Here is a 23,934-nt window from a genome sequence, read left to right as displayed (position 1 = left end):
GATTGGCAAACACTCACAACATCCATGGAAAGGGATACATCATGAGCAACAACATCAAGAACAAGGTCATCGTCATCACCGGCGCCAGCAGTGGATTGGGCGAAACCACGGCGCGTCATCTGGCCTCCCTGGGCGCACGGCTGGTGCTGGGCGCGCGTCGCACCGAGCGTCTGCAGAAATTGGTGGCTGACATCACCGCCGCCGGTGGCGAGGCCATTGCGGTGACCACCGACGTCTCCCGTCACGCCGATGTGGAAGCGCTGGTGGCGCAGGGCGTGCAGCACTTCGGTCGCATCGACGTGCTGGTCAACAATGCCGGCATCATGCCGCTGGCACCGATGGCCAAGCTCAAGGTCGAGGAATGGGACCGCATGATCGACGTCAACATCAAGGGCGTGCTCTACGGCGTGGCCGCCGCACTGCCGCGTTTTACCGCCCAGGGCTCGGGTCACGTCATCAATGTGGCGTCGGTGGCCGGCATCAAGGTCTTCGCCGGCATGGGGACTGTCTATAGCGCCACCAAATTCGCCGTGCGTGCCCTTTCGGAAGGCCTGCGTACCGAAGCCCCGGAGGGCGTGCGTACCACCATCATCTCGCCGGGGGCAGTGGATTCCGAACTGAAGACGCACAGCAGCGACCAGGAAACCTCGGCTGCCGTCCAGGCCTGGTACGAGGCCAACCAGATCCCCGCCGATTCGGTGGCGCGCGCCATCGCCTATGCCATCGAGCAGCCGGAGAATGTGGACATCAGTGAAGTGGTGCTGCGTCCGGTGGCCCAGGAATTCTAAGTTTTCCACAGGCAGGATTGCGCTCCACAGGCGCTCTACAGGCGCACCCCAGGTGCAGAAGGCGCCGGGACGGCAGACATGCCGCCCGGCGTTTTTTGTCGTCCTGATATTGTCGTGCCGGCAATAGATTGCCCAAGGCATGTTGCTTGCTTCAAACGCTGCCGGACATGCGTGCAGACAAGCACGGTGCTTTTCTATATGATTGCCGGCCGAAAAAACAAGGAGTGATCGATGGCGATGGCGAACGCGTGCGGTGTGGACTTCGGCACCTCCAATTCCACCGTGGGCTGGCTGCGCCCGGACGCCGGGGATTCCCTGCTGCTGCCGCTGGAAGAAGGCCGCGCGACGCTGCCATCGGTCGTGTTCTTCAACGCCGACGAGAACAGTTTCAGCTATGGCCGCGCCGGTCTGGGCGAATATCTGGCCGGCTATGAAGGTCGCCTGATGCGCTCGCTCAAGAGTCTGCTGGGCTCCGGCGCCATCGATGGCCAGACCGAGGTCGGCGGGCGGGCGCTGCCTTATCGCGGCCTGCTGTCGCAGTTCATCGGTGAGCTGAAGCAGCGCGCCCAGCGTGCCGCCGGTACCTCGTTCTCCAGCGTGGTGCTGGGTCGTCCGGTGCACTTCGTGGACGACGACGCGGCCGCTGACCAGCTGGCGCAGGATACGCTGGAGCAGATCGCACGCGATGTCGGTTTCAAGGACATCGCCTTCCAGTTCGAACCGATTGCCGCCGCCTTCGACTACGAGTCGCGTATCGACCGGGAAGAGCTGGTGCTCATCGTCGACATCGGTGGCGGTACCTCCGACTTCTCGCTGGTACGCCTGTCGCCACAGCGCGCACAGCGCAGCGAACGTCGTGACGACATCCTGGCCAACGGCGGCGTACACATCGGCGGTACCGACTTCGACAAGTATTTCAGCCTGGCCTGCGTCATGCCGCTGCTGGGCCTGGGCGGCCGCCTGCAGGGCAATGCCGAGATTCCCTCCAGCTATTACTTCAACCTTGCCACCTGGCACACCATCAACCAGCTCTACACCCGCAAGGCCTGGCAGCAATTGCAGGACGTGGCTCGCGAAGTGGCCGACCGCGAGCGCTTCGCCCGCCTGCTCGATGTGGTGGAGCAGCGCTGCGGCCACTGGCTGGCCCTGCAGGTGGAGGCTGGCAAGATTGCCCTGTCCTCGGCGGATCAGACCCTGCTGGATCTGGAGCGTCTGCGTAATCCCGAACAGCTGCAATTGCAGCGCAGCGATTTCGATGCCGCCGTCGACCACCTGGTGCAGACGGTGGAGCAGACCGTGCTGGCACTATTGAAGCAGGCCGGCCTGCGTGCCGACGATATCGACAGTGTGTTCTTCACCGGAGGCTCCAGCGGCGTGCGCCTGCTGCGCAATCGCATCGCCGCGCTTGCGCCCAAGGCACGGCATGTGGAGGGGGACCTGTTCGGCAGCATCGGCAGCGGCCTGGCGATCGATGCGGCGCGCAAGTTCGGTTGAGCTGGCGCCTTTCCCGCGACGATAGCTGCTATACAATGCGGCGATCCTGATCGAACCGCAGCGGGCCAGGCCCGCGTCACCATGAGACCTTCTTCCGAATCCTTCGTGCGCCGGGTGCGCAGCAAGCTGGACGAGTTGTCGAGCACCGAGCGCCTGCTGGCGGACTTCCTGCTGGAATTCCCGGGCGAACTGGCCAGCTACGCCGGCAACGAGCTGGCGCAACTGGCCGGCGTGTCGCCCTCCACGGTGAGCCGTTTCATCCGCCGCATCGGCTATGAAAGCTACGAGGAAGCACGCCGTCACGTGCGCGAGGAGCAGGAAGTCGGCTCGCCCCTGTTCCACGGCAGCAGCGGCAGCAGCAGTGCGGCGCGCCAGGTACGTTCGGTGGCGGCGCACTTCCAGCAATCGCAGGCCAATCTGGCGGCCACCTTCGAGCGCCTGTCCGATGCCACCATGGCCGAGATTGCCCGCGCCATCGTCGGCGCCCCGCAGGTGTTGATCTTCGGCAGTCGCAGCAGCCAGGCCTTTGCGCTGTACCTGCGTTGGCAGATCATCCAGGTGCTGCCGCGTGTGACGGCCCTCCCCGGTCCCGGTGAGACCCTGGCCGAATACACCGCCGGCCTGTCCGAGCGGGATTGCGTCATCGTCTTCGGTACCCGCCGCCAGACCAGCCAGATGGACCGCCTGCTGCAGGCCGCCGTGCGCGCCGCTGCCCATATCCTCTACATCAGCGACCACGCCTCGCCGGATTGCGCCCAGGCCCACTGGTCGCTGCAGGCCCAGTGTCGCGGTCCCGGCCCGCTGGACAACCATGTCGGCGTGATGGCCTTGTGCGACCTGTTGGCCACCCTGGTGATCGACGCCAGTGGCGCCGCCGGACGCAAGCGGCTGGCGGCAGTGGAGCAGGAACATGAGGAACTGGGCGATTTCGGATGATTTCCCGGTTTGCCGGACTGAAATGTTGATTTCAGAAAATCATTTGGCTTGACTCCCTGTTTTCATGCGCCTGGTGCACTCGGGGCTGCACTTCGGCGGTGCGCAGCGCCTGTCGACGCCCCGTTGGGGCGCACCCGGCATCACGCCTGGGACGCCGCCAGCCACTGGCGATCTACATTCCTGTTTCGTCTCCAATCCATGTCCCTGGCGGCTTTGTCCGTTATCCCGATGCTTCTGAAAGCTGAATTTCAGGCATCCGGAAGTGCTGGCATGCAGATTGCTAATAGCCTGTCGTGATTGAAATTTAAATTTCATAAAACAACATTTGTTGAAATCAATCTTCCAATCACGGGCATGCTGGACTACAGTATCCGAACGGTGACATGCAGCCGCCGTGGTTCCACAGCCTTGATTCGACCGCAGACCGAGCAGCATTCATTTGCCATCCCTACGCACGAGGAGCAGACCATGGCTGGACCCACACTTTCGTCGCCGGACATCCCGAATTCGCCGCGCGTGGCCGAGCTGGACGGCGCGCTGGACAAGATCGGCGTGACCCGTTCGCACCACACCATCATCTTCCTGATCCTGATCGGCTGCCTGTTCGACAGTTTCGAACAGAACGCCATCGGCCTGGTCGGTCCTCTGCTCAAGCAGCAGTGGGGGCTGTCCGCCACCGATATCGGCCTGCTCAATACCGTTACCTTCGCCAGCGCGGCCATCGGCCGTATCGTCTCCGGGCTGGTGGCCGACCGCTATGGCCGCCGCGTCATGCTGAGCCTGGACCTGCTGTTGTTCACCCTGGGTGCGGGCATCTGTGCGCTGGCACCGGACCTGACGGTCATGGCCATCGGTCGCGCCATCGTCGGCTTCGGCCTGGGGGGCGAGATCGCCATTGCGGTCACCATGCTGGCCGAGTTCTGCTCCAGCAAGTTCCGAGGCACGGCCGTGGGTCTGGTCAACGTCGGTGCCGGCGGCATGGGCAACTTCCTGGCGCCGGCCTTCGGCCTGCTGGTCTTTACCCTGTTCCCGGGCGAGAACAGCTGGCGCTGGCTGTTCTTCTGCCTGATGCTGCCGGCCCTGCTGGGCGCCTTCTACCGTCGCTACATTCCGGAGACCCCGCGCTTCCTGCTGTCGCGTCACAAGATCGCCGAGGCCAATCAGGTGCTGGCGCGGCTGGCCAGCGGCAAGCTGTCCGGCCCCGCGCCCCAGAGCCAGGCCTGGATCAGCGATGATGGCAAGCGCGAGCAGGCGGCGCCGGTCAAGGTGCGTTCCATGGAAATCTTCCAGGGTGCGCTGGCCCGCCGCACGCTGCCGCTGTGTGTCGCCATCTGGATGACCTATGGCGCGCAGATCTCGGTGTTGACGCTCATGCCGACTATCCTGGTCAGCCTGGGCTACACGGTCTCCAAGAGCCTGCTGTTTACCATGGTGATGCAGAGCGGCAGCCTGCTGGGCGCGATTGCGGCCTCGGCCTTCGGTTTCCACCTGCCACGCAAGCGTGTGCTGACGGCAGGGGCCATCGGCGCCTGCCTGGCGGCGTTGACCATCGGTTTCCTGGCCAAGAGCATCGTGCTGATCCTGGCGGCTGGTGCGGTGTTCCAGTTCTTCGTGCTGCTGCTCAACACCACCATCTGGATCTATGCGCCGGAACTCTATCCCACCCGGGTGCGCGCCTTCGGCACCGCCTTCATCCTGGCCACCGGCACCGCTGCCGGCGCCTTCATGCCGCTGGTGGCCGGACGCCTGTTCGACGCCTTCGGCCTGGCCGGGGTGTTCGGCATGATCGCGGCCATGTATGGCATCTTCACACTGGCCGTGCGCACCGTTCCCGAAACCTATGGCAAGTCGCCCGATGCGCCGCTGCAGGACGACGCTCCCGAAGCGCCGGTGCAGGCGGTGGCGGCGCGTAGCTGATGCATTTTCTGTCGAGACTGGCATGCCGCATATCCTGCTGATCAATCCCAATGCTTCCCGTGCCACCACCGACATGATGGTGGCCATCGCCCGCGCCGAGCTGCCGCCGGCTTATGGCATCAGTGGCGTCAGTGCCGGGCAGGGGCCGGGGATGATCGTCAATGCCGACGAACTGGCGGCGGCTGCGCCCGAGGTGGAACGCAACTGGCGCGAGGCCGGGCGGCATAGCGTGGGCGCGATCATCAGTGCCTTCGGCGATCCGGGTATCGAACGTCTGCGCGCGCTGGATGGACGCCCGGTGGCAGGCCTATGCGAAGCCTCGATGCTGGAGGCTGCCCAGGGCGGTCGCCGTTTCGGCATCGCCACCGTCACACCGGAACTGGCCAGGGTGATCGGCGAGAAGGCAGTGCAGGCCGGGGTAGGCGGGCTCTATACCGGCATCCGCCTGACGGCGGGCGATCCGCGTGCCCTGGCGGCTGATCCCCAGGCACTGGAAGAGGCATTGGCCCAGGCGGTGCGCGAATGCGTGGAGACCGACGGTGCGCAGGCGGTGGTGATCGGCGGCGGCCCGCTGGGCCAGGCCGCCATTGCCCTGGCACGGCGATTCACGGTGCCGGTGATTGCACCGATCCCGGCGGCGGTGCGTCATCTGCTGAAGTCCTTGCAGGCGCTGGAGGCGGCAGCCTGAGTATTGCCTGAATATTGCCTGAATATTGGCTGAAATCCCCTGAACGCCGCAGCGCTCACAGCATCGCCAGCGGCACCTTGCGGCGGGGCGGCGGAAAGGCGGCATCCAGTTCCTTGAGGTCGGTCTCGTCCAGAGCCAGCGCCAGGCAGGCGCGGTTGGCTTCGACATGGGCGACGTCGGCCGCCTTGGGAATGGCGATCACGCCCGGTTGTCGCACTACCCAGGCCAGCGCCACCTGCGCCGGTGTCGCGCCGTGACGTTGCGCCACGACGTGCAAGGCCGGGTTCTTCAGGATGCGCCCCTGTTCGATGGGCGAATAGGCCATGACGGCCACCTCGCTTGCCTGCGCCTGCAGCAGCAGGTCGTATTCGATGCCGCGGCGGGACAGGTTGTAGAGCACCTGGTTGCACAGGGTGTGCTCGCCCTCCGGCTCCTCCAGCAATTCCGCGATGTCGTCGGTATCCAGGTTGCTCACTCCCCAGCCACCGATCTTGCCTTGCGCCACCAGGGTCTGCATGCCCTCGATGGTGGCGGCCAGCGGATGGGCGCCACGCCAGTGCAGCAGGTAGAGATCGAGATGCTCGGTCCCGAGGCGCTTGAGGCTAGCTTCGCAGGCGGCGATGGTGCCGCGCTTGCTGGCGTTGTGCGGCAAGACCTTGCTGACCAGATAGACCTGTTCGCGCCGGCCGGCGATGGCCTGGGCGACGATGCGCTCGGCATTGCCGTCGGCGTACATCTCGGCGGTATCGATCAACGTCATGCCCAGGTCGATACCCGCCTGCAGGGCACGCACCTCGGTGGCGGCAGCGGCGCGGGATTCGCCCATGTTCCAGGTACCTTGTCCGAGAACGGGGACCTGCGCGCCATTGCGCAGTGTGATCAGCGGGATGGGCTTCATCTGTGGCTCCAGGAAGAAGGGTGGAAAGAGTGGATGGGAAAATATTAGAACCCATTTTCGCCATCGGTTCATCGCGCTGCGCCAATGGTGCTCATTCATGCCCGGCCGATCGCCGGTGATGCTGCCAGGCAATATGGCCGCAGTGCGCCGATTGTGGCAGCGTCCAACTACTGGCATGATCGCAGCCAATCAAAAAGGGAATCGGGGGAAAGTCCATGCTGCGTCGTTTGCGTACCGCCTTTGGCAAATACTGGGCGCGCTGGTTGCTGGCGCTGGTACTGACCGGCGCGGCGGGGGCGCAGGTCATGGGCATGCTGCCCAACCGGATGGTGGAACGACTGGACCTGTTCTTCTACGACCTGCGCATGCGGGTGGCCAAGCCCGATCTGGACCCGCGCATCGTCATCATCGACATCGACGAGAAGAGCATCGGCGAACTCGGTCGCTGGCCCTGGAGCCGCGACGTGGTGGCGCAACTGGTGAAGCAGATGACGCAGACCTACCAGGCGCAATCGGTAGGCTTCGACGTGGTCTTCGCCGAGCCCGATACCAGTTCCGGCTATGGTCGCCTGGAACAGCTGGCGCAAGGGCCGCTGAAGGATGTGCCGCAACTGGCGCGACAGTTGCAGATGCTCAAGCCGCAGATGGACTACGATGCCCGCCTGGCCGAGGCCCTGCAGGGGCAGCCGGTGGTGATGGGCTACAACCTCTCCAATGAATCCGGCGCCATCGCCAAGGGGCAGTTGCCGGCGCCGGCCTTCAGCGTGGCCGACCTGGGCGGTCGTGCACTGGATGTGACCCACTGGCAGGCCTATGGCGCCAACCTGCCGCAATTGCAGGCAGCGGCGCGGGCCGGCGGTTTCTTCAATCCCATCCCGGATGACGACGGCCTGATCCGCGCCGTGCCGCTGATTGCGCAGGTGGGCGATCATTTCTACGAATCACTGGCACTGGCGACCTCGCGCGTGGCGCTGGGTGGCAGGCGCATCAAGCCGGTCTTCCTGCAACGCCAGGATGTGCTGTTCGAGGGTCAGCTGCGTGACTATGGCGCGCTGGCCGGCATTGTCGTGGAAGCCAGGCCGCAGCCCCTGTTCATCCCCGTGGAGCGGCACCTGACCACGCTGGTCACCTATCGCGGCGCGGGCGGTCCCAAGGGCGGCGCCTTCCGCTATGTGCCGGCGGTGGACGTGATCCGCGGCACCTATCCGCATGATCAGCTGGATGGCCGGATCATGCTGGTCGGCACCACCGTGCCGGGCCTGAACGACCTGCGGGCCACGCCGGTCAACCCGGTCTACCCGGGGGTGGAAATCCACGCCAACCTGATTGCCTCCATCATCGATGACGATTTCAAGGCTCGGCCCGATTTCGCGCAGGGCTATGATGCTCTGCAGGTACTGCTGGTGGGCCTGTTGCTGGGCCTGCTGTTGCCGATGCTGGGGCCGCTGGCGTCGATGTTGCTCACCGTGGGGGCGGCCGGTGCGCTGAGCGGACTCAACTTCTGGCTCTATGACGGCGCCGGCATGGTGCTGCCGCTGGCCACCGCACTGCTGCTGGTGGCGCTGCTGTTCATCAGCAACCTGGCCTGGGGCTACCTGTTCGAGTATCGCAACCGCAAGGCCATCGTCAATTTGTTCGGCGAATACGTGGCGCCGGAACTGGTGGCGGAAATGGCAGCCAATCCCGCCAGCTACAACATGGAGGGCGAGATCCGCGAGCTGACCGTGATGTTCTCCGATGTGCGCGGCTTCACGACCATCTCGGAGAGCCTGCAGCCCAACGAGTTGCGCGAGTACATCAATGTCTATCTCACGGCGATGTCGGAAGACATCCGCGGCAATCGCGGCACCCTGGACAAGTACATCGGCGACGCCGTGATGGCCTTCTGGGGCGCGCCGCTGGAAGTGCCTGACCACGCCGCCCGCGCTGTCGCCACGGCGCTGAAGATGCAGCAGACCACGCTGCTGCTGAACGAGGAATTCATCCGCCGCAACTGGCCACCGCTGAAGATCGGCATCGGCCTCAATAGCGGGCAGATGCGCGTGGGTGACATGGGTTCGAAGATCCGCAAGGCGTATACGGTCATGGGCGACGCGGTGAACCTGTCGTCGCGGCTGGAATCGATCACCAAGGTCTATGGGGTAGGGTTGCTGGTGGGCCAGGCCACGCGCCAGGCGGCGCCGCAGTTCGCCTATCGCGAGCTGGACCGCGTGCGGGTCAAGGGCAAGAACGAGCCGGTCCCCATCTATGAACCGCTGGCACTGGAAAGCGACCTCGATGCCGCCTTGCGCGCCGAGCTCGAGCGCTGGCATGCGGCACTGGCGCTGGTGCGCGCCCAGCGCTGGGACGATGCCGAGGCGGCCTTGCAGGCCCTGCAGCAGGAGCAGCCGCGGGGTCTCTACACGCTCTACCTGGAGCGCATCGCGCATTATCGCCTCACGCCGCCGGCTGCAGACTGGGATGGCGTCACCACATTCGAGACCAAATGAGCGGCGCCAACATCCCGTTCCTCCATGCAATCTTCAGGCGCTTGCCCGGCACGCAATGGACACTTGTTCTTATTGCATGGGGGTGAGGTGAAATTCTTTACATCTGTCTGATGAGAACAATTTCCGGAGGGAAATTTGAGTCCTCTTAAAGTGGCGCAAACGCCCACTGGAGGCGGTTAAACGACGATTATTGTCGACGCCGTCAGGACTAGTCAGTATACTTTACAAGTATCAATAAGCGGTGCCGCCTGGAAAGGCGGCAGCGTATCCGGTAGCGATCCATCCACTCCCTCAAGAAGTGGCGCATCGGCGTCCGGATAAGTCTGCTTCAGGGGTTCCTTTTCGTATTCGTATTTCGCTGTAGGGCGTCATCGCCGTGGACCGGGCATGGGTTGTGTCCTCCACGGGCGCGTACTTGCGTGCCTGCGCCATTGATCGGGGTGGTCAGTGGTGCAAGGGCTTTGCGGGAGGGAGCAGGGGTGCATCGCGAGGGCGATGCACATCGCAAACAAGAAAACAGGGAGAGCCTCGCCGCATGCGAGGCTGCTGAGACGATGAAACGATGCTTGCCGCAGTATGTGATGGGGATGGCGCTGCTGGGCGCAGCCGCGGGTGCCTTGGCGCAAACGGCCACACCCGCGTCGGGTGCTGCCATGTCGGCGCCCAGGGATGAGCGCTTCGATATCCGCCGCTATGACGTGCAAGGCAACAGCCTGCTGTCGCAGTCCCACATCGAAGCCGTCGTGGCGCCGTTCACCGGGCCGGGGCGGGTCTACGGCGATATCCAACAGGCGCTGGAGGCGCTGGAGAATGCCTATCGCAGCGCCGGCTTCAGTGCCGTCCAGGTCAGTGTGCCGGAGCAGGAACTGACCGGCGGCGTGGTGCGCCTGCAGGTGGTCGAAGCCCTCATCGGCAAGGTGGTGGTGAGCGACAACCGTTACTTCAGCGAACAGAACATCCGCGCCAGCATTCCCGACCTGCGCGAGGGGAACGCGCCCAATCTGCGTCGCATTTCGGAATCGGTGCAACTGGCCAACGACAATCCGGGCAAGCAGGTCAACGTGACCCTGACGGCATCCGAGACCAGCAATCAGATCGATGCCGCCGTCGCCGTCAAGGACGAAAACCCGTTGCGCCTGCTGCTCAACGTCGACAACACCGGCAGCGGCGATACCGGCCGCTGGCGTACCGGCGTGGCCCTGCAGCACTCCAACCTGTTCAATCGCGATCATGTGGCCACGGTGGCCTACACCACCTCGCCGGACTCGCCCTCGGGCGCCAAGGTGGACCTGTATTCGCTGGGTTATCGGGTGCCGCTGTATGCACTGGGTGACAGTCTGGATTTCATCTACGGTAAATCCAACGTCAGCTCGGGCCAGACGCTGGCGCTCAATTCCACCCTCAACATCACCGGTCGCGGCGAAGTCTATGCACTGCGCTGGAACCACTTCTTTGCCCGCAGCGGGGAGTGGGGCAGCAAGCTGGTGTTCGGGGCGGACTACAAGAAGGTCGAGTCATCCTGCGCCATCGCCGGCGGCCTGCTCAATGGCGCCACCATCAATACCTGCGTGCCGTATTCCACGCTGCCGCTGTCGATCAGCTATAGCGCGCAGCGCCAGAGCGTGGGCCAGATCATCGACTACAACCTCGGCATTGCCCGCAACATGGCCACCGGTGAGGCGCGGCGCAACGATAGCCTGAATGTGACGGACCGTTATTCGCTCTTCACCGGCGCGCGCCGTTCGATGGACAATTTCATCGTCATCCGTGGCGGTGCGTCCTGGTTCAAGGGCTTCGAGAGCGACTGGCAGGTGCGTCTGGCCAGCGCGCTGCAGATTTCTCCGCACGCCCTGCCGCCGGTGGAGCAGTTCGGCATGGCGGGGGCCAATACCGTGCGCGGGTTTACCGAACGCGCGGTGGCTGCCGACAGTGGCGTGGTACTCAACAGCGAAGTCTATACGCCCGACCTGCTGGCCAAGCAGGAGGCGCGCGGCAACATGCGCCTGCTGGCCTTCCTGGATGCCGGCCGGGGCGCCAACAACAACGTGACTTCCGCTTCCACGCTGCCTTCCACGGTGACGCTGGCCAGTTTCGGCGCCGGCGTCCGCTACACCCTGGGCCGTGATTTCAGCCTGCGCCTGGACGTGGCGCGCGTGCTCCTCAATGGCAATTCGGTGACCGAACAACGCGGCGATCTCAACGCCCACCTGAGCGCAATCCTGGGGTTCTGACATGACTTCGACATCCACATCCGCCTCTGCTTCCACGCAACCACCGGTACCGCCGGTCATCGAATTGCTGCCGCCGTCCATCACGGTGCGGGTGGGCAAGCGCAAGCTGACGCTGTCCTGGCGTCCCCGCAAGCCGCTGCCGCAATTGCTGTCGCGCCTGCTGCGTCGTTCCTGGCAGCGCGTGCTGGCGCCGGGTCTGCGCATCTCGCTGGCGGCGGCCGCCGTCTGCGGCGCCTGGCAGGCACCGGTACTGGCGGCCGCGCCCGCGCCGGGGACCTTGCCCAACGGCTGGAGCGTGGTCAATGGCAATGTCACCTTCACCCAGAACGGCAACACGCTCAATATCAACCAGCTCTCGCCGCAGGCCATCGCCCAGTTTGCTTCTTTCAGCATCGGTGCCGATGCCGCCGTCAACGTCAACCAGCCCAATGCGGCGGCAGCGCTGCTGGCCAAGGTGACGGGCGCGGATATCTCGCAGATCTACGGCAAGCTGTCCGCCACCGGCACGGTGGTGCTGTACAACCCCAACGGCGTGGTGATCGGCCCCAGCGGTACCATCGATGCGGCGCGTTTCATCGCCACCTCGCTGGCCATCAGCGACAGTGATTTCCTGGCCGGCAAGCTCAACTTCGCCAGGCAGGGCACGGCCGGCCTGGTGGACAACCAGGGCAAGATCGAATCGGCCACCGGCGGCAGCGTCTACCTGATCGGCAGCAGTGTCTCCAACAGCGGCATCATCAAGAGCCCGCAGGGCGAAGTGATCCTGGCCGCCGGCCAGACCGTGACCCTGGCCGATACCGCCACGCCGGGCGTGACGGTCAACGTCACCGGTAGCGCCGGCAACGTGACCAACCTGGGCAGCATCACCGCCGAAGCCGGGCGCATCGGCGTGGCTGCGGGCCTGATCACCAACAGTGGCGTCATCAACGCCTCCAGCGTGGTGCGCGAAGGTGGCCGCATCTTCCTGCGGGCCTCGCAGGACCTGACCACCACGGCCAGTTCCAGCATCACCGCCGATGGCACCAAGGGCGGCAACGTTACGCTGTTCGCCAGCAACAAGGCCTTCATCGATGGCGATGTCTCGGCCACCGGCGCGCCGGGGCAGGGCGGTTTCGTCGAAACCTCGGGCCTGAAGCAACTGGACGTGGTGAAAGTGCCCAAGGTCGGTTCGGGCGGTACCTGGCTGATCGATCCGTATGACCTGGAGGTGGTGGCCAATGGCACCCTGACCGGCAATGGTGACGGCTGCGGTACCTCCTATGCCGTGTATTCCGGTGAGGGCGGCTCGCAGATCAGCGCCAGCACCATCAGCGACCAGCTCAACAGCGGCACCAGCGTCCAGCTCACGACGGGCACGGGTGGTAGCGCCGATGGCAATATCACCGTCAGCGCCGCCATCGAGAAGACCAGTGGCTCCGATGCCACGTTGACGCTGCAGGCGGCCAACAACATCACCATCAACGCCAACATCACCAGTACGGTGGGCAAGTTGGACCTGAACCTCGAAAGTGGCTACCGGCAGACTGAGACGGAAAGTTTCAGTATGGCGGTGGTCAGTTCCAGCCACCAGACGACCATCGGCAATAACGCGCGCGTCGTGCTCAACGGTGGCACGATGGACGTCAAGGATGGCTCCAGCAAAGGGAATCTGCTCATCAGCAATGGCACGGTCGATCTCGGCACGGGGGGGCTGCTGACTGCCGCTGCCCTGCAGTTGGGCAGTGCCGGCGTGCTGACGATGCGAGGCAGCCAGCTCAACGTCGATTCGGTGAACAACAACGGCACCGTCAACCTGCTGACCGGTGGCAGCAACAGCCTGTCCGTGGGCAGCGGCGGGATCAGCAACAACGGTACCATCAACGTCAATTCCAGCGCTTCGATCACCTCCAGTGGCGATGTGGTCAACAATGCCAATGGCAAGATATTGCTCAATGCGGCCAGCACGACCCTGACTGCATCGGGCAATGCCACCTGGACCAACAATGGCACGCTCAACATCAGCGGCGTGGGCCAGAACCTGAGCCTGGATGGTTCGAACGGCCTGGTCAACAATGGCCAGATGAACCTGGGCAACCAGACCTCCATCGTCAGCGGCAGCAATAGCGTGACCAACAACGGCACGCTGACCATGGCCGGCGCCACGATCAGCGCCAAGCAGATCACCAATGAGGCCAATGGCACCATCTCGGGCACCGGGACGCTCACCGCCACCGGTTCGGTCACCAACAACGGCACCCTGGCGCCGGGTGGCGACGGGACCGTCGGCAACCTGACCATCAATGGAGCCAGCTTCACGCAGAATGCGGCCGGCAAGATGCTGGTCGACATCGTCAGCGCCACCAGCTACGACCGCATCACCTTCGGCACCAACTCGGTCAGCCTGGGTGGTACCCTGAAGACACGACTGATCGGCAACTACGTTCCAGCGAGCAGCGCCAGCTTCGATGTCTTCAGTTTCGGTGAAAACGAATCGGGCGTCGGTAGCAGCTATTTCCGCAACGTGACCGGCGATGTGGTGAAAGTGGGCAGCGACGAGAAGATGATCAAGGCGGTCTACGGTGACGGCGGCTCGCTCAGCCTGCAGTTCAGGGGTGCCGAGACCTTCTACGCAGCCAACAGCGAGGGTGGCTGGGGCAGCCGCTACAGCTGGGTCGACAGCCAGGGTGAGCGCACCAGCGACACCTATCTTCCAACCCAGATCGACACTGTGGTCATCGCTGCCAACAAGAGCGCAAGTCATGACAGCGGTGATGACGTGATCGGCAGCCTGCAGATTGCCCAGGGCGGCCAGCTGTATCAGCAGAGCGGCAACCTGACGGTACGCAACAGTTCCAGCATCCAGGGCACGGCCAACATCAGTGTCGGCAGTTCGGCGGCTGCCAACGCCACTACGGCCCTGATCCTCAATGGCAGCACCAGTGGCAACGGCACCCTCAATATCGGTGATACCGACGTGCAGGACGGCGTGACCGAGTTGTTGAAGGGTAGCGTGACCATCGCCAATGCCTCGCAGTCCGGCATGACGGTCAATCTGACCGCCGGCAACCTGACGCTGGGCGGCGATGTCCGCCTGTCCAACCTGACCGTCTCCGACGGCACCGTGACCGGCAATACCGGCTCGCGCCTGGTGGTGGCAGAAGGCTTTACCCAGACCGGTGGCAATCTGACCCTGGCCGACGCGGCGCTGTCGCAGGCCAGCGGTGCTCTGGCCGTGGGCAATATCACCGCCAACAACCTGGTACTGGAAGCGCAGAGCGGCAACGTCAGCCAGAACAGCGGTACCTCGCTGCGGGTGAAGCAGCAGTTGATCGCGGCGGCTACCACCGGCATCAAGCTCAGCAACTCGGGTAACCAGGTGGCCGGCTTCGCGGCCAACAACAATGGCACGGGTGACATCAGCCTCACCAATTCGCTCAATACCAGCGACGCCAGCGTGGTCAGCATCAATGGCGTGAGCACCACACGCGGCAATATCAGCATCGACAACACCGGTGGCGCACAGACCACGGCCATCGGCAGCAGCGCCGATTTCCTCGGCAGTCTGCCCACCAGCGCCAATGGCACGGTCACCAGCGCGGCCAGCAAGCTGTCGCTGCTGGGCATCAATACGACCGGCCAGGTCAAGAGTTCCAACGGCTCCGTGAGCCTGGTCACGCATAGCCCGCTGACCATCGGGTCGGGCGGCGTGAGCGCCACCGGCAGCATCACCCTGACCGCTGGCGCCTCCTCGGGCAGCAACGACACGCTGATCGTCAATGGCGTGCTGGTCTCGACCGGCGGCAACATCACGCTTTCGGCCGGTGACTCGATGACCATCAATGCCAACATCTCCACCTCGCCGCCGGGCGTGGCGCTGCTCTCGGTGGATTCGGGCGCGGTGATCGGTTACGCGCAAGGGGTGACCATTACCGACGTCAACGGCACCCGCACGCCGGTCTCCGGCAGCGGCAGCTCGGCCACCAGCCAGACCGCGCAGGCGGTGCAGCAGCAGCAGAACCAGCAGAGCCAGAGCCTGCAGACCACGCTGAACAATGCGCAGCTGTCGGATTCGGCGGTCTACCATACCGGCGATGTCCTGCAGCAGAACAATGCCAACGGCCAGACCGTGGGCGGCACCGCCGATAATTTCGGCGATGAGGGTGGCGATCGCAAGCAGGTCAAGAAACCGTTGCCGATGTGCACCTGATGAACCGGATCAAATCACGCCTATGAACTCCTTCAAGCAAAACCTGCCGGGACTGGTCCGGCAACAAGTGGCCGGGCAACTGCTGGCGTTGAGCCTGGTGCTGTGGCTGCTGGTCGTCGCTGCCCCGGCCCAGGCGCAGGCGCAGCCGGTGGTCGGCCAGGTGACCCATCTGTCGGGTGTGCTTACGGCGCGCCATGCCGATGGTGCGCGCGTGGTGCTGGCCGTGAAATCGGCCATCCTGCAGGGCGATACCCTGATCACTGAGCGCGAGACCTATACCCGCGTCAAGTTCCTGGACAATGCCGAGATCGTCCTGCGTCCGGGGACCGAGGTGGCGGTCAACAAGTACATCTACGACGAGAAGGAACCGAAGAACGACTCGGTGGCCATCGGCCTGGTCAAGGGCGGCCTGCGGGCAGTGACCGGACTGGTCGGCAAGCGCAATCATGAAGCCGTCAATTTCGATACGCCCACGGCCACCATCGGTATTCGTGGCACTCACTTCGGCGCGCTGTACTGCCAGAACGATTGCGGCGGCGTGCCGACTCCCAGCGGCCAGCCGCCGGACAATGGTCTGCACGTGGATGTGGTGACCGGCGCCATCGTGGTGACCAACCCGGCCGGTTCGCAGGTCTTCAGTGCCGGCCAGTTCGGTTTCGTGCAGTCGAGGATCGTGCCGCCGGTGATCGTGCCGCAGTCGCAGGGCGTGCAGGTGACCATGCCGCCGGCCATCAGCAGCAATGGCAACAACGGCACGCAGAAGATCGGTGCGGCCAAGCTGGATGCCTGCGTAGCGCAGTGATCCATACGCTGCAGCAAGCCTGAAAAAAGGGCGCCGACACTTGCGTGCGGCGCCCTTTTTGACGAAGCCGGTCGGCTTCAGAACTCAAGCACGGTGCCGGTGGCCAGCATGCGGGGATGATGTACGCCAGTGCCGGCGGCGATCTCGCTGGCGATCTCCTGGATCTGACCGGGTTTGGCGTGGGTGATCAGCACTTCCGGCGTGCTCTGCAGGTGTTGCAGTTCCTGCAGCAGCAGGCTGGGACACAGGTGCTTGGAGAGCAGCGCCAGCTCGCGGTCGCGATTGGCGAAGGCGGCTTCGATGATCAGGTAGCGCAGGGCGTCGATGCGGTTGAGGGCTTCCCACAGCGCCGGGCAGATGGACGTATCGCCGCTGAAGGCAAGCGAGGCGCCGCTATGTTCGTTGTGCAGGTGATAACCCACTGCCGGTACGGTGTGCGTGGCCGGCAGAGGCGTGATGCTGCGCTGGCCGATACGGACCGCCTGGCCTTGCTCAACCGTGGCGAAACGCAGGAAGGGTCGCTCGGCATTCGGGATGACGCTGAAGTCGGGCCAGATGTGCCAGTTGAAGATGTGCTTGCGGATGATCTCTAGGGTCTGCGCCGTGGCATGCATGGTCAGCGGGGTACTGCGCAGGTCGCCGACGCTGTCGATCATCAGGGGCAGGCAGGCTATATGATCCAGGTGGGCGTGCGTGATGAAGACGTGATCGATGGCCGCCAGTCGCTGCAGCGACAGGTCGCCCACGCCGGTACCGGCATCGATCAGGATATCGTCATCTATGAGCAGGGAAGTGGTGCGCATGCCATTGCCACCGATGCCGCCACTGCAGCCGAGAATTTCTACACGCATCGTCATTGCCGCTTTTAGGAGGATGGGTCCCTGCAAGAGCATGGATGCTTCACAGGAACGCGTTGCAGCCCGGAAACCCCCGCCGGGACTGGTTTTGCGGAAGATGTGGCAAATTATGCAACAGATCGTGATGGTAAGGGATTCGGGGCCGGAGTGCAATCAGGATATCCCTGAGCTCGGCAGTGGCGTGGCGACTGCCGGAAATACGCAGCATCGGGCTGCAACGGCCGTGGCAAGCGTAGAATTGGCGCCCAAATCCCCACAAGTTCGCTGCAAGACGGCGTGCGCCGTCGTTCTAGAATCGCCACGATGCCCAAAAAGCATCTGAAGAAAACGCGGGTTTGCCGGCCGGCAATCATCGTGCCATGTCCATACGCCAACGCATCAGGGAGCAGCATGTCGCCAGCAGTCCATCCAGCAGCCCGAGCCTGCCACTACGGCCCGTGCCACCACTGCCGTGCTGGGGAGATGGCAGCATGAATATCCACGACCTCAGTCCCAGTGCCGGCCAGCACCGCGACATCGCGCACCGGCTGGAACGGCTCACCGAACTGTGCCGCGAACTGGGTAGCAATCGCGATATTCCGCTCTTGCTCGAACGTATCCTGCTGACCGCGCGCGACATCACCCGCGCCGATGGCGGGACCCTCTATCGCATCACCGAAAGTGGCGACGCGCTGCGCTTCTACATCTCGGTCAACCAGACCCTCAAGATGCACCAGGGCGGCAGCAGCGGCCAGCCGATCTCGATTCCCGACATCGCACTGACCTTGCCCGACGGCCAGCCCAACCTGGCGGCGGTGGCGGCCTATTCCGCCAATACCCGCAATTCGGTCAACATCCCCGACGTGTACCAGGCCAGCGGCTTCAACTTCAACGGCATGCGCCTGTTCGACGAGAAGTATGGATACCGGTCCAAGTCCATCCTGACGGTGCCGATGGAGGATCACGAAGGCGAACTGGTGGGCGTGTTGCAGCTCATCAATGCCATCGATGCCGATAGCGGCGAGCCGATCCCCTTCTCCGAGACCGACCAACGCTTCATCGAGGCGCTGGCGTCGCAGGCGGCCATGGCGATGACCAACCAGCAATTGATCGGTCGCCTGGAAAACCTGTTCGAAAGCCTGATCAAGCTGATCAACATCGGCATCGGCGAAAAATCCCCGCATACCGGCCGCCATTGCGAGCAGGTGCCACAGCTGGCGATGATGCTGGCCGAGGCGGCCCACAATGCCACCGAAGGCCCGCTGGCCGATTTCCGCATGACCGACGCCGACCGTCGCGAGCTGTGGCTGGCGGCGCTGCTGCACGATTGCGGCAAGATCGGTTCGCCCAGCCATATCGTCGAAAAGGCGACCAAGCTGGAAACCATCTTCGACCGCATCCACCTGATCGATACCCGTTTCGAAGTCTTGAAGCGTGACGCCGAAATCCGCATGCTGCAGGAAAAACTGGCGCTGGGCACGGCCCTGAGCGCGGACCAGTCGGCTGCGCTGGATGCCGCCCTGCAGGCCGACGTGCTGCAGATGGATGAGGAGCGCGCCTTCCTGCGCAAGATCAACTATGGCAACGAAGGCATGCGCGCCGAAGACCAGCAGCGCGTGCTGGATATTGCCGAGCGGACCTGGCGCGGCCCGGATGGCCAACTGCGCAAGCTGCTCGACGACGAAGAGGCCGGCAACCTGCGCATCCGCGCCGGGACGCTCAACGACGCCGAGCGCGCCATCATCAACAACCACATCGTCATCACCATCCGCATGCTGGAGTCGCTGCCCTGGCCCAAGCAACTCTCACGGGTCACCGAATTTGCCGGTGGCCACCACGAGCGCATGGATGGCAAGGGCTATCCCAAGGGATTGACGCGGGACCAGATGTCGGTGCAGGCGCGCATCATGGCGGTGGCCGATATCTTCGAGGCCGTCACGGCCGCCGACCGTCCCTACAAGCGCGGCAATACGCTCAACGAGGCGGTGGAAATCCTGGCCGGTTTCAAGGCGCGCGACCATATCGACCCGGACCTGTTCGACCTCTTCGTGCGGGAACGCATCTATGAAAAGTATGCCGAACAGTTCATGCATGCCAGCCAGATCGACGAAGTCGACCTGTCGCGCATTCCCGGTCACGGTGGCTGAAAACCGACACCCGGGCCAAGCTGGGTTATGCTCACGGCTGCATAAAGTCACCCGTCATTGAAGACGAGCCCGCTGCACGCGCGCTCGCATCGAGGAAAAGCACCACGTGTCCCAGGCAGTAAACCGATCTTCCGTTTCCGTCAGCCCGCCCGCCAGTTTCCTGCGCCGTCATTGGCGCGGGGATTATTCGCTGGGCCGTTCCTACTGGCTGCATACCGTCCTGCTGACCTCGCTGGTGCCGGCACTGGCCATCTCGGTGCTGGCGCGCCTGACCAATGACATGCCGGCACGCTATGGCATGGCCGGCGTGCTGGGGATCGCCGCCTTCAGCTACCTGGCCTGGACCTGGGGCGTCTGCGGCTGCTGGCGTTCGGCCGGCAAGCACGTGGCGCGGGGCGGGCGGCGCTGGGCCGAGGTGGTGGTCAAGTTCCTCATCGTCTGCGGCGCCATCAGCATGGCCAGCAGCACCTGGCGCGCCGCGCCGTCCTTGCGCGAGCAGTTCGAGATCGCCCTGGGCAAACAGCTGGGGCCGCCCGTGGTCTACCAGCTCCGGGTGGATGGCAAGTCGCTGCTGCTGCAGGGTGGCATGAACGATGGCGCCGCCGATGGCCTGGAGCACCTGTTGCTGCAGCATCCTTCGGTGCAGACCGTGGTGCTGTATTCCGCCGGGGGCTGGGTGCGCGAGGGCAAGCTGGTGGGCGAGGTGATCCGGCGCCATCGGCTCGATACCTATGTGGAGCAGGAGTGTTCCTCTTCCTGCACGCTGGCCTTTCTGGCCGGCCGTGACCGCGCCATGGACCCGCGCGCGCATATCGGTTTTCATACGCTCTACACGGTGGGTGGAGATGATCGCATCAACAGGAGCTTCGACCGCAAGCTGACCTTCGACACCTACGGCAAGCTGGGTCTGCCGCACGATTTCATCGAACGCATCGCCGATACCCCGGCCGCCCGCAGCTGGTATCCGGAGCTGGGCCAGTTGCTGCAGGCCGGTGTCCTGACGCGCCTGGCGCCAGGTGGCGAGACTGCGCAGATCGCCACCATCGCCAGTTCACGCGATATCCTGGAAGCCGAGTTCAAGAAAGGCGCCCTGTTCGACATCATGGCGCGCTACCATCCTGCCGATTTCGCCCGCACCATCGATCTGGCCTGGGCCAAGGTACAGGCGCATGCTTCCGATGCCGATATCCTGGCGGTCGGTCGTGAGCAGGTCGGCCTGCTGAGCCGTCGCCTGCTGCCGATCGCCTCCGATGAATCCCTGGCCGAGTTCCAGCAACTGTTGCTGGATGAAGCGGTCGCCCTGCGTGGCATCAGTACGGCGGCGTGTACCGAACTGATCTATCCACGCTCGCGCGCGGACGCTGCCGCCGGTCGCGAGGCCCCACAGGCAGTGCTGCCGCAGGAGTTCGCCAGCCGCGAGCAGCAGATGACCCAGCGCCTGATGCGCGACGCCGATCCGGCCAATGCCGGTCGCTACACCCTGGCCGAGCGTACCCGCGTCTTCCGCAAGGCGCTGGCGCCCCTGACGCAGGAACAGTTGAAGCTGCTGTCGTCGGCGCTGCGTCGCCAGGCCGATCCGGATGCCACCTGCGATGCCTCCATCGCCTACCTGCGCGCGGTCAACCAGCTGCCAACGGAAGAGCGCAGGGTGGCGCTGCGGGTCCTGTATTCGCGCAACTGAGGCTTGCCATGACCCCCCCTCTTTCTCAACGCCCGCTGGCCGGCATGTTTCGCAGCCTGCTGTCGGCGCTGCTGTGCGGCGTGGTCTACACGCTCCTGGCCAGTCCTGCCGCCAATCTGCAGGACAGCGCCACCCTGGCGCCGATTGCCGCGCCGGCCCCCGCATTGATGATCGCGCTGCTGTGGCGCAAGCCGGCGCGAGACTGGTTCCCGTATCTGCTGGCGGTGTTCGTGGCCATGCTGGTGGTGGGCGACCGCGATAGCCTGCCGGTGCAGGTCGATGCCGGCTTCGCACTGTTGAACGTGGTGCAGATCGTCGCCTGCCTATGGCTGGGGCGGCGCTTCGTCAGTCGCGACGGGCAATTCGACGGCCTCTACAAACTGGGGCGTTTCCTGGCCCTGCTGCCCTTGCTGGTGGTGGCGCTGGTGGCCGCTCTGGGGGCGACCCTGGCGGCCGATGTGATGCCGGCCGGATGGTGGGCAGAATGGCGCACGCTGCTGGTGGGCAATGGTCTGGCGATCCTGGTGCTCACGCCGACCTGGCTGGTGTGGTCGCAGCTGCACTGGCGCAGCCTGCGTGGCGACCGGCCTTCGGTGCTCGGTGCCGTGGCCGTGGTGGCGGTATTGCTGGCGTGCGCCGCCTGCGACTGGTCGGGCGAGGTGCAGCGCGTGCTGCTGTCGCTGGTACTGGCCGGAGCCGCCCTGTACGGCGGCATGCGCAGTGCCACCCTGGTGACCAGCCTGGCCGCGGTGATGGCGGTCCTGCTCACGCTCTACGATATCGGCCCTTATCGCCAGGAAGGGCTGGACAGTACCTGGAGCCTGCAGGTCGACCTGGCCGGCCTGGCGATCCTGACCTTCTTCATCGCGGTGGCCATGCGCGAGCGGCAGGCGCTGGCGGCACGGATGGAACAGATGCGCCGCTTCGAATCGCTGGGGCTGATGGCGGGCGGCATTGCCCACGACTTCAACAATGTATTGGGTGCTGCCGGCGGCTATGCCGAGCTGGCCCAGGAACAGCTGGACCCGGACGCGCCGGCCCAGCGCCCGCTGTCCGAGGTGGTGTCGGCGGTGCGTCGCGGGCGCGAACTGACGGAGCAGATCCTGCTGGCGGGACGTCGCGGCGATCGTCAACGCAGCCTGCTGGACCTGCGCGAGCCGGTGGCCGAGGCGGTGCAACTGGCGCGACCGTTGTGCCGGGCCGGCGTGGTGATCGAGTTCCTGCCACCGGCCCAGCCGCTGGCGGTGCAAGGCCATGCCGGACAACTCTCACGCGTGGCCCTGAACCTGATCCGCAATGCCAGCCAGGCCGCGCGCAGCCGGGTGGTGGTCAGCCTGCATGCCGGGGAGGCGCCAGCGGAAGCGCCCCTGGCTGGCGACCTGCCACAGCAGCAGGCGGTGTGGCTGGAGGTGGTGGATGACGGCAGCGGCATCGCCCCGCAGCACCTGTCGCGCCTGTTCGAACCCTTCTTCACCACGCGCGACGGTCCGGGCGGCAAGGGGACCGGATTGGGATTGGCCATCGTCGCCGGCATCGCCATCGAACATGAAGGCGGCGTGGCCGTTGCCAGTGATACCAGGGGCACGCGCTTCCGGCTGTTGCTGCCGGCTGCAACCGCAACCGCAGCCGCAACAAATAGGGCGCCCCCTGCACCGGCGCCGGAATCGACGACCAGCACCAGCCGGCCTAATGACGATGAAGTCGCCTGCGGCCAGGGCCAATGCATCTTCGTGGTCGACGACGATGCGGGCCAGCGCACACTGTGCGCGCAATGGCTGGATGCGCTGGGCTATGCGCCCATCGTCTTCGACGACCCGTTGCTGGCGCTGGAGGAATTCGCCCTGGAGCCGCTGGCGGTGGATCTGGTGATCACCGACCTGGACATGCCACAGATGCAGGGTGACGCCCTCATCGTGGCCTTGCGCGAAATGCGCGCCGATCTGCCGGTGGTGCTGTGCTCCGGCCAGCCGCACGTGTTGGAACTGGCGGCCACGCTGGGTGTCGCCGGCCTGGGCAAGCCGCTTGAGCGATCTGCATTGCGACGCGCTATCATGACCGCGCTGCCCGATACCGAACAAGGAACTCCATGAGCACTACCCCTCCCATCCGGGTGCTGGTCGTCGATGACGACCAGGCCATGCGCCAATTGCTGGTCGACTACCTGAGCGGCCATGGCCTCTCGGTGGACAGCGCCGCCACCGGCGCCCAGGCGCAAAGCGCCGTGCAGGAATCGGTCTATGACATGGTGCTGCTGGACCTCGGTCTGCCCGACATCGATGGCGCCGAACTGGCGCGCCGCTGGCGGGCCGAGAGCAGCATGTCCATCATCTGCGTGACCGGGCGCAATGAAGAGGCCGATATGGTGATGGGCCTGGAGCTGGGGGCTGACGACTACATCACCAAGCCGTTTTCACCGCGCGAGGTGTTGGCCCGCATGCGGGCCGTACTGCGCCGCACCGCCACGTCAGCCGCCCCCGCCGCGCCGGTGACCCGCAGCAAGCACCCGCGTGCCTACCGCTTCGCCGGCTGGGACCTGAACCTGAACACGCGTCGCCTGACCGCGCCGGACCAGCGCCAGGTGAGCCTGACCAATGCCGAATTCAGCCTGCTGGTGGCCTTCCTGGGCGCGCCGGGGCGCATCGTCTCGCGCGAGCACCTGCTGGAAAGCACGCGCGCCTTTGATGAGGTCTACGACCGTGCCATCGATGTCCAGATCCTGCGCCTGCGTCGCAAGCTGGAAGCCGATCCCAAGAACCCGACCCTGCTGCGCACCGAACGCGGCGCGGGTTATTTCCTGGATGCCGAGATCGAGACCCTGTGGGGCTAACGGGCAAGGCCCGG

General features: G+C 64.8%; 15 protein-coding genes. 13 read left to right on the top strand and 2 right to left on the bottom strand.

Annotated elements, in window-relative coordinates:
* Window positions 1–41 precede the first annotated feature (41 nt).
* From I5R65_RS12945 to I5R65_RS12925, 5 genes are all read left to right on the top strand, one after another.
* Window positions 42–788, top strand: a complete 747-nt coding sequence (locus I5R65_RS12945) for an SDR family oxidoreductase (protein ID WP_180668053.1) — start codon at window positions 42–44, stop codon at window positions 786–788.
* Between the two features lie 237 nt (window positions 789–1,025).
* The gene (locus I5R65_RS12940) at window positions 1,026–2,282 is read left to right on the top strand and encodes an Hsp70 family protein (RefSeq protein WP_180668141.1); all 1,257 of its coding nucleotides are present in this window, start codon (window positions 1,026–1,028) and stop codon (window positions 2,280–2,282) included.
* 81 nt (window positions 2,283–2,363) lie between these two features.
* On the top strand, window positions 2,364–3,218 hold the full coding sequence (locus I5R65_RS12935; protein ID WP_180668051.1) for a MurR/RpiR family transcriptional regulator: 855 nt from the start codon (window positions 2,364–2,366) through the stop codon (window positions 3,216–3,218).
* A gap of 468 nt (window positions 3,219–3,686) precedes the next feature.
* A complete protein-coding gene (locus I5R65_RS12930) occupies window positions 3,687–5,135 on the top strand; it encodes an MFS transporter (protein WP_180668049.1) in 1,449 nt (482 codons plus the stop codon).
* 22 nt (window positions 5,136–5,157) lie between these two features.
* Window positions 5,158–5,823 carry an aspartate/glutamate racemase family protein gene (locus tag I5R65_RS12925; protein WP_180668048.1) on the top strand — a complete coding sequence of 222 codons (666 nt, stop codon included), beginning with the start codon at window positions 5,158–5,160 and terminating at the stop codon, window positions 5,821–5,823.
* 55 nt (window positions 5,824–5,878) lie between these two features.
* Here I5R65_RS12925 and I5R65_RS12920 read toward each other — a convergent pair whose 3' ends face one another.
* Window positions 5,879–6,721 (bottom strand): aldo/keto reductase, encoded by an 843-nt coding sequence (locus I5R65_RS12920; RefSeq protein ID WP_180668046.1) that lies wholly within the window; start codon window positions 6,719–6,721, stop codon window positions 5,879–5,881.
* Window positions 6,722–6,936: 215 nt separating this feature from the next.
* Here I5R65_RS12920 and I5R65_RS12915 point away from each other — a divergent pair, with 215 nt between their 5' ends.
* The 4 genes from I5R65_RS12915 (at window position 6,937) to I5R65_RS12900 (ending at window position 16,429) form a co-directional block, all read left to right on the top strand.
* The gene (locus I5R65_RS12915; RefSeq protein ID WP_180668044.1) at window positions 6,937–9,210 is read left to right on the top strand and encodes a CHASE2 domain-containing protein; all 2,274 of its coding nucleotides are present in this window, start codon (window positions 6,937–6,939) and stop codon (window positions 9,208–9,210) included.
* Window positions 9,211–9,764: 554 nt separating this feature from the next.
* Window positions 9,765–11,441: a ShlB/FhaC/HecB family hemolysin secretion/activation protein gene (locus tag I5R65_RS12910; protein WP_370460938.1), complete on the top strand. Its 1,677-nt coding sequence runs from the start codon at window positions 9,765–9,767 to the stop codon at window positions 11,439–11,441.
* A gap of 1 nt (window position 11,442) precedes the next feature.
* Window positions 11,443–15,627, top strand: coding sequence for a filamentous hemagglutinin N-terminal domain-containing protein (locus I5R65_RS12905; RefSeq protein WP_180668043.1), 4,185 nt, complete (start codon window positions 11,443–11,445; stop codon window positions 15,625–15,627).
* Window positions 15,628–15,649: 22 nt separating this feature from the next.
* Window positions 15,650–16,429 (top strand): FecR domain-containing protein, encoded by a 780-nt coding sequence (locus tag I5R65_RS12900; RefSeq protein WP_180668041.1) that lies wholly within the window; start codon window positions 15,650–15,652, stop codon window positions 16,427–16,429.
* 77 nt (window positions 16,430–16,506) lie between these two features.
* Here I5R65_RS12900 and I5R65_RS12895 read toward each other — a convergent pair whose 3' ends face one another.
* On the bottom strand, window positions 16,507–17,280 hold the full coding sequence (locus I5R65_RS12895; protein ID WP_180668039.1) for a 3',5'-cyclic-nucleotide phosphodiesterase: 774 nt from the start codon (window positions 17,278–17,280) through the stop codon (window positions 16,507–16,509).
* A 476-nt stretch (window positions 17,281–17,756) separates the two neighbouring features.
* Here I5R65_RS12895 and I5R65_RS12890 point away from each other — a divergent pair, with 476 nt between their 5' ends.
* The 4 genes from I5R65_RS12890 (at window position 17,757) to I5R65_RS12875 (ending at window position 23,920) form a co-directional block, all read left to right on the top strand.
* On the top strand, window positions 17,757–19,412 hold the full coding sequence (locus tag I5R65_RS12890; RefSeq protein ID WP_180668038.1) for an HD family phosphohydrolase: 1,656 nt from the start codon (window positions 17,757–17,759) through the stop codon (window positions 19,410–19,412).
* Window positions 19,413–19,518: 106 nt separating this feature from the next.
* Window positions 19,519–21,093 carry a hypothetical protein gene (locus tag I5R65_RS12885; RefSeq protein WP_180668036.1) on the top strand — a complete coding sequence of 525 codons (1,575 nt, stop codon included), beginning with the start codon at window positions 19,519–19,521 and terminating at the stop codon, window positions 21,091–21,093.
* An 8-nt stretch (window positions 21,094–21,101) separates the two neighbouring features.
* Window positions 21,102–23,183, top strand: coding sequence for an ATP-binding protein (locus I5R65_RS12880; RefSeq protein ID WP_180668034.1), 2,082 nt, complete (start codon window positions 21,102–21,104; stop codon window positions 23,181–23,183).
* Complete coding sequence (locus I5R65_RS12875; protein ID WP_180668033.1) at window positions 23,180–23,920, top strand: response regulator transcription factor; 741 nt, start codon at window positions 23,180–23,182, stop codon at window positions 23,918–23,920. Before I5R65_RS12880 ends, I5R65_RS12875 begins: the two co-directional genes overlap by 4 nt.
* The last annotated feature ends 14 nt before the right edge of the window (window positions 23,921–23,934 follow it).

This window comes from Herbaspirillum sp. AP02, from assembly GCF_015767275.1.
GTDB lineage: Bacteria > Pseudomonadota > Gammaproteobacteria > Burkholderiales > Burkholderiaceae_D > Herbaspirillum.
The sequence above is the reverse complement of the archived record's forward strand: the minus strand, read 5'-3'. Positions and strand labels throughout refer to the sequence as shown.

What these genes read in the sequence shown, in the direction of transcription:
- I5R65_RS12945 (WP_180668053.1), top strand. Translation starts at nt 42, where the DNA reads ATGAGCAACAACATCAAGAACAAGGTCATCGTCATCACCGGCGCCAGC.
- I5R65_RS12940 (WP_180668141.1), top strand. Translation starts at nt 1,026, where the DNA reads ATGGCGAACGCGTGCGGTGTGGACTTCGGCACCTCCAATTCCACCGTG.
- I5R65_RS12935 (WP_180668051.1), top strand. Translation starts at nt 2,364, where the DNA reads ATGAGACCTTCTTCCGAATCCTTCGTGCGCCGGGTGCGCAGCAAGCTG.
- I5R65_RS12930 (WP_180668049.1), top strand. Translation starts at nt 3,687, where the DNA reads ATGGCTGGACCCACACTTTCGTCGCCGGACATCCCGAATTCGCCGCGC.
- I5R65_RS12925 (WP_180668048.1), top strand. Translation starts at nt 5,158, where the DNA reads ATGCCGCATATCCTGCTGATCAATCCCAATGCTTCCCGTGCCACCACC.
- I5R65_RS12920 (WP_180668046.1), bottom strand. Translation starts at nt 6,721, where the DNA reads ATGAAGCCCATCCCGCTGATCACACTGCGCAATGGCGCGCAGGTCCCC.
- I5R65_RS12915 (WP_180668044.1), top strand. Translation starts at nt 6,937, where the DNA reads ATGCTGCGTCGTTTGCGTACCGCCTTTGGCAAATACTGGGCGCGCTGG.
- I5R65_RS12910 (WP_370460938.1), top strand. Translation starts at nt 9,765, where the DNA reads ATGAAACGATGCTTGCCGCAGTATGTGATGGGGATGGCGCTGCTGGGC.
- I5R65_RS12905 (WP_180668043.1), top strand. Translation starts at nt 11,443, where the DNA reads ATGACTTCGACATCCACATCCGCCTCTGCTTCCACGCAACCACCGGTA.
- I5R65_RS12900 (WP_180668041.1), top strand. Translation starts at nt 15,650, where the DNA reads ATGAACTCCTTCAAGCAAAACCTGCCGGGACTGGTCCGGCAACAAGTG.
- I5R65_RS12895 (WP_180668039.1), bottom strand. Translation starts at nt 17,280, where the DNA reads ATGCGTGTAGAAATTCTCGGCTGCAGTGGCGGCATCGGTGGCAATGGC.
- I5R65_RS12890 (WP_180668038.1), top strand. Translation starts at nt 17,757, where the DNA reads ATGAATATCCACGACCTCAGTCCCAGTGCCGGCCAGCACCGCGACATC.
- I5R65_RS12880 (WP_180668034.1), top strand. Translation starts at nt 21,102, where the DNA reads ATGACCCCCCCTCTTTCTCAACGCCCGCTGGCCGGCATGTTTCGCAGC.
- I5R65_RS12875 (WP_180668033.1), top strand. Translation starts at nt 23,180, where the DNA reads ATGAGCACTACCCCTCCCATCCGGGTGCTGGTCGTCGATGACGACCAG.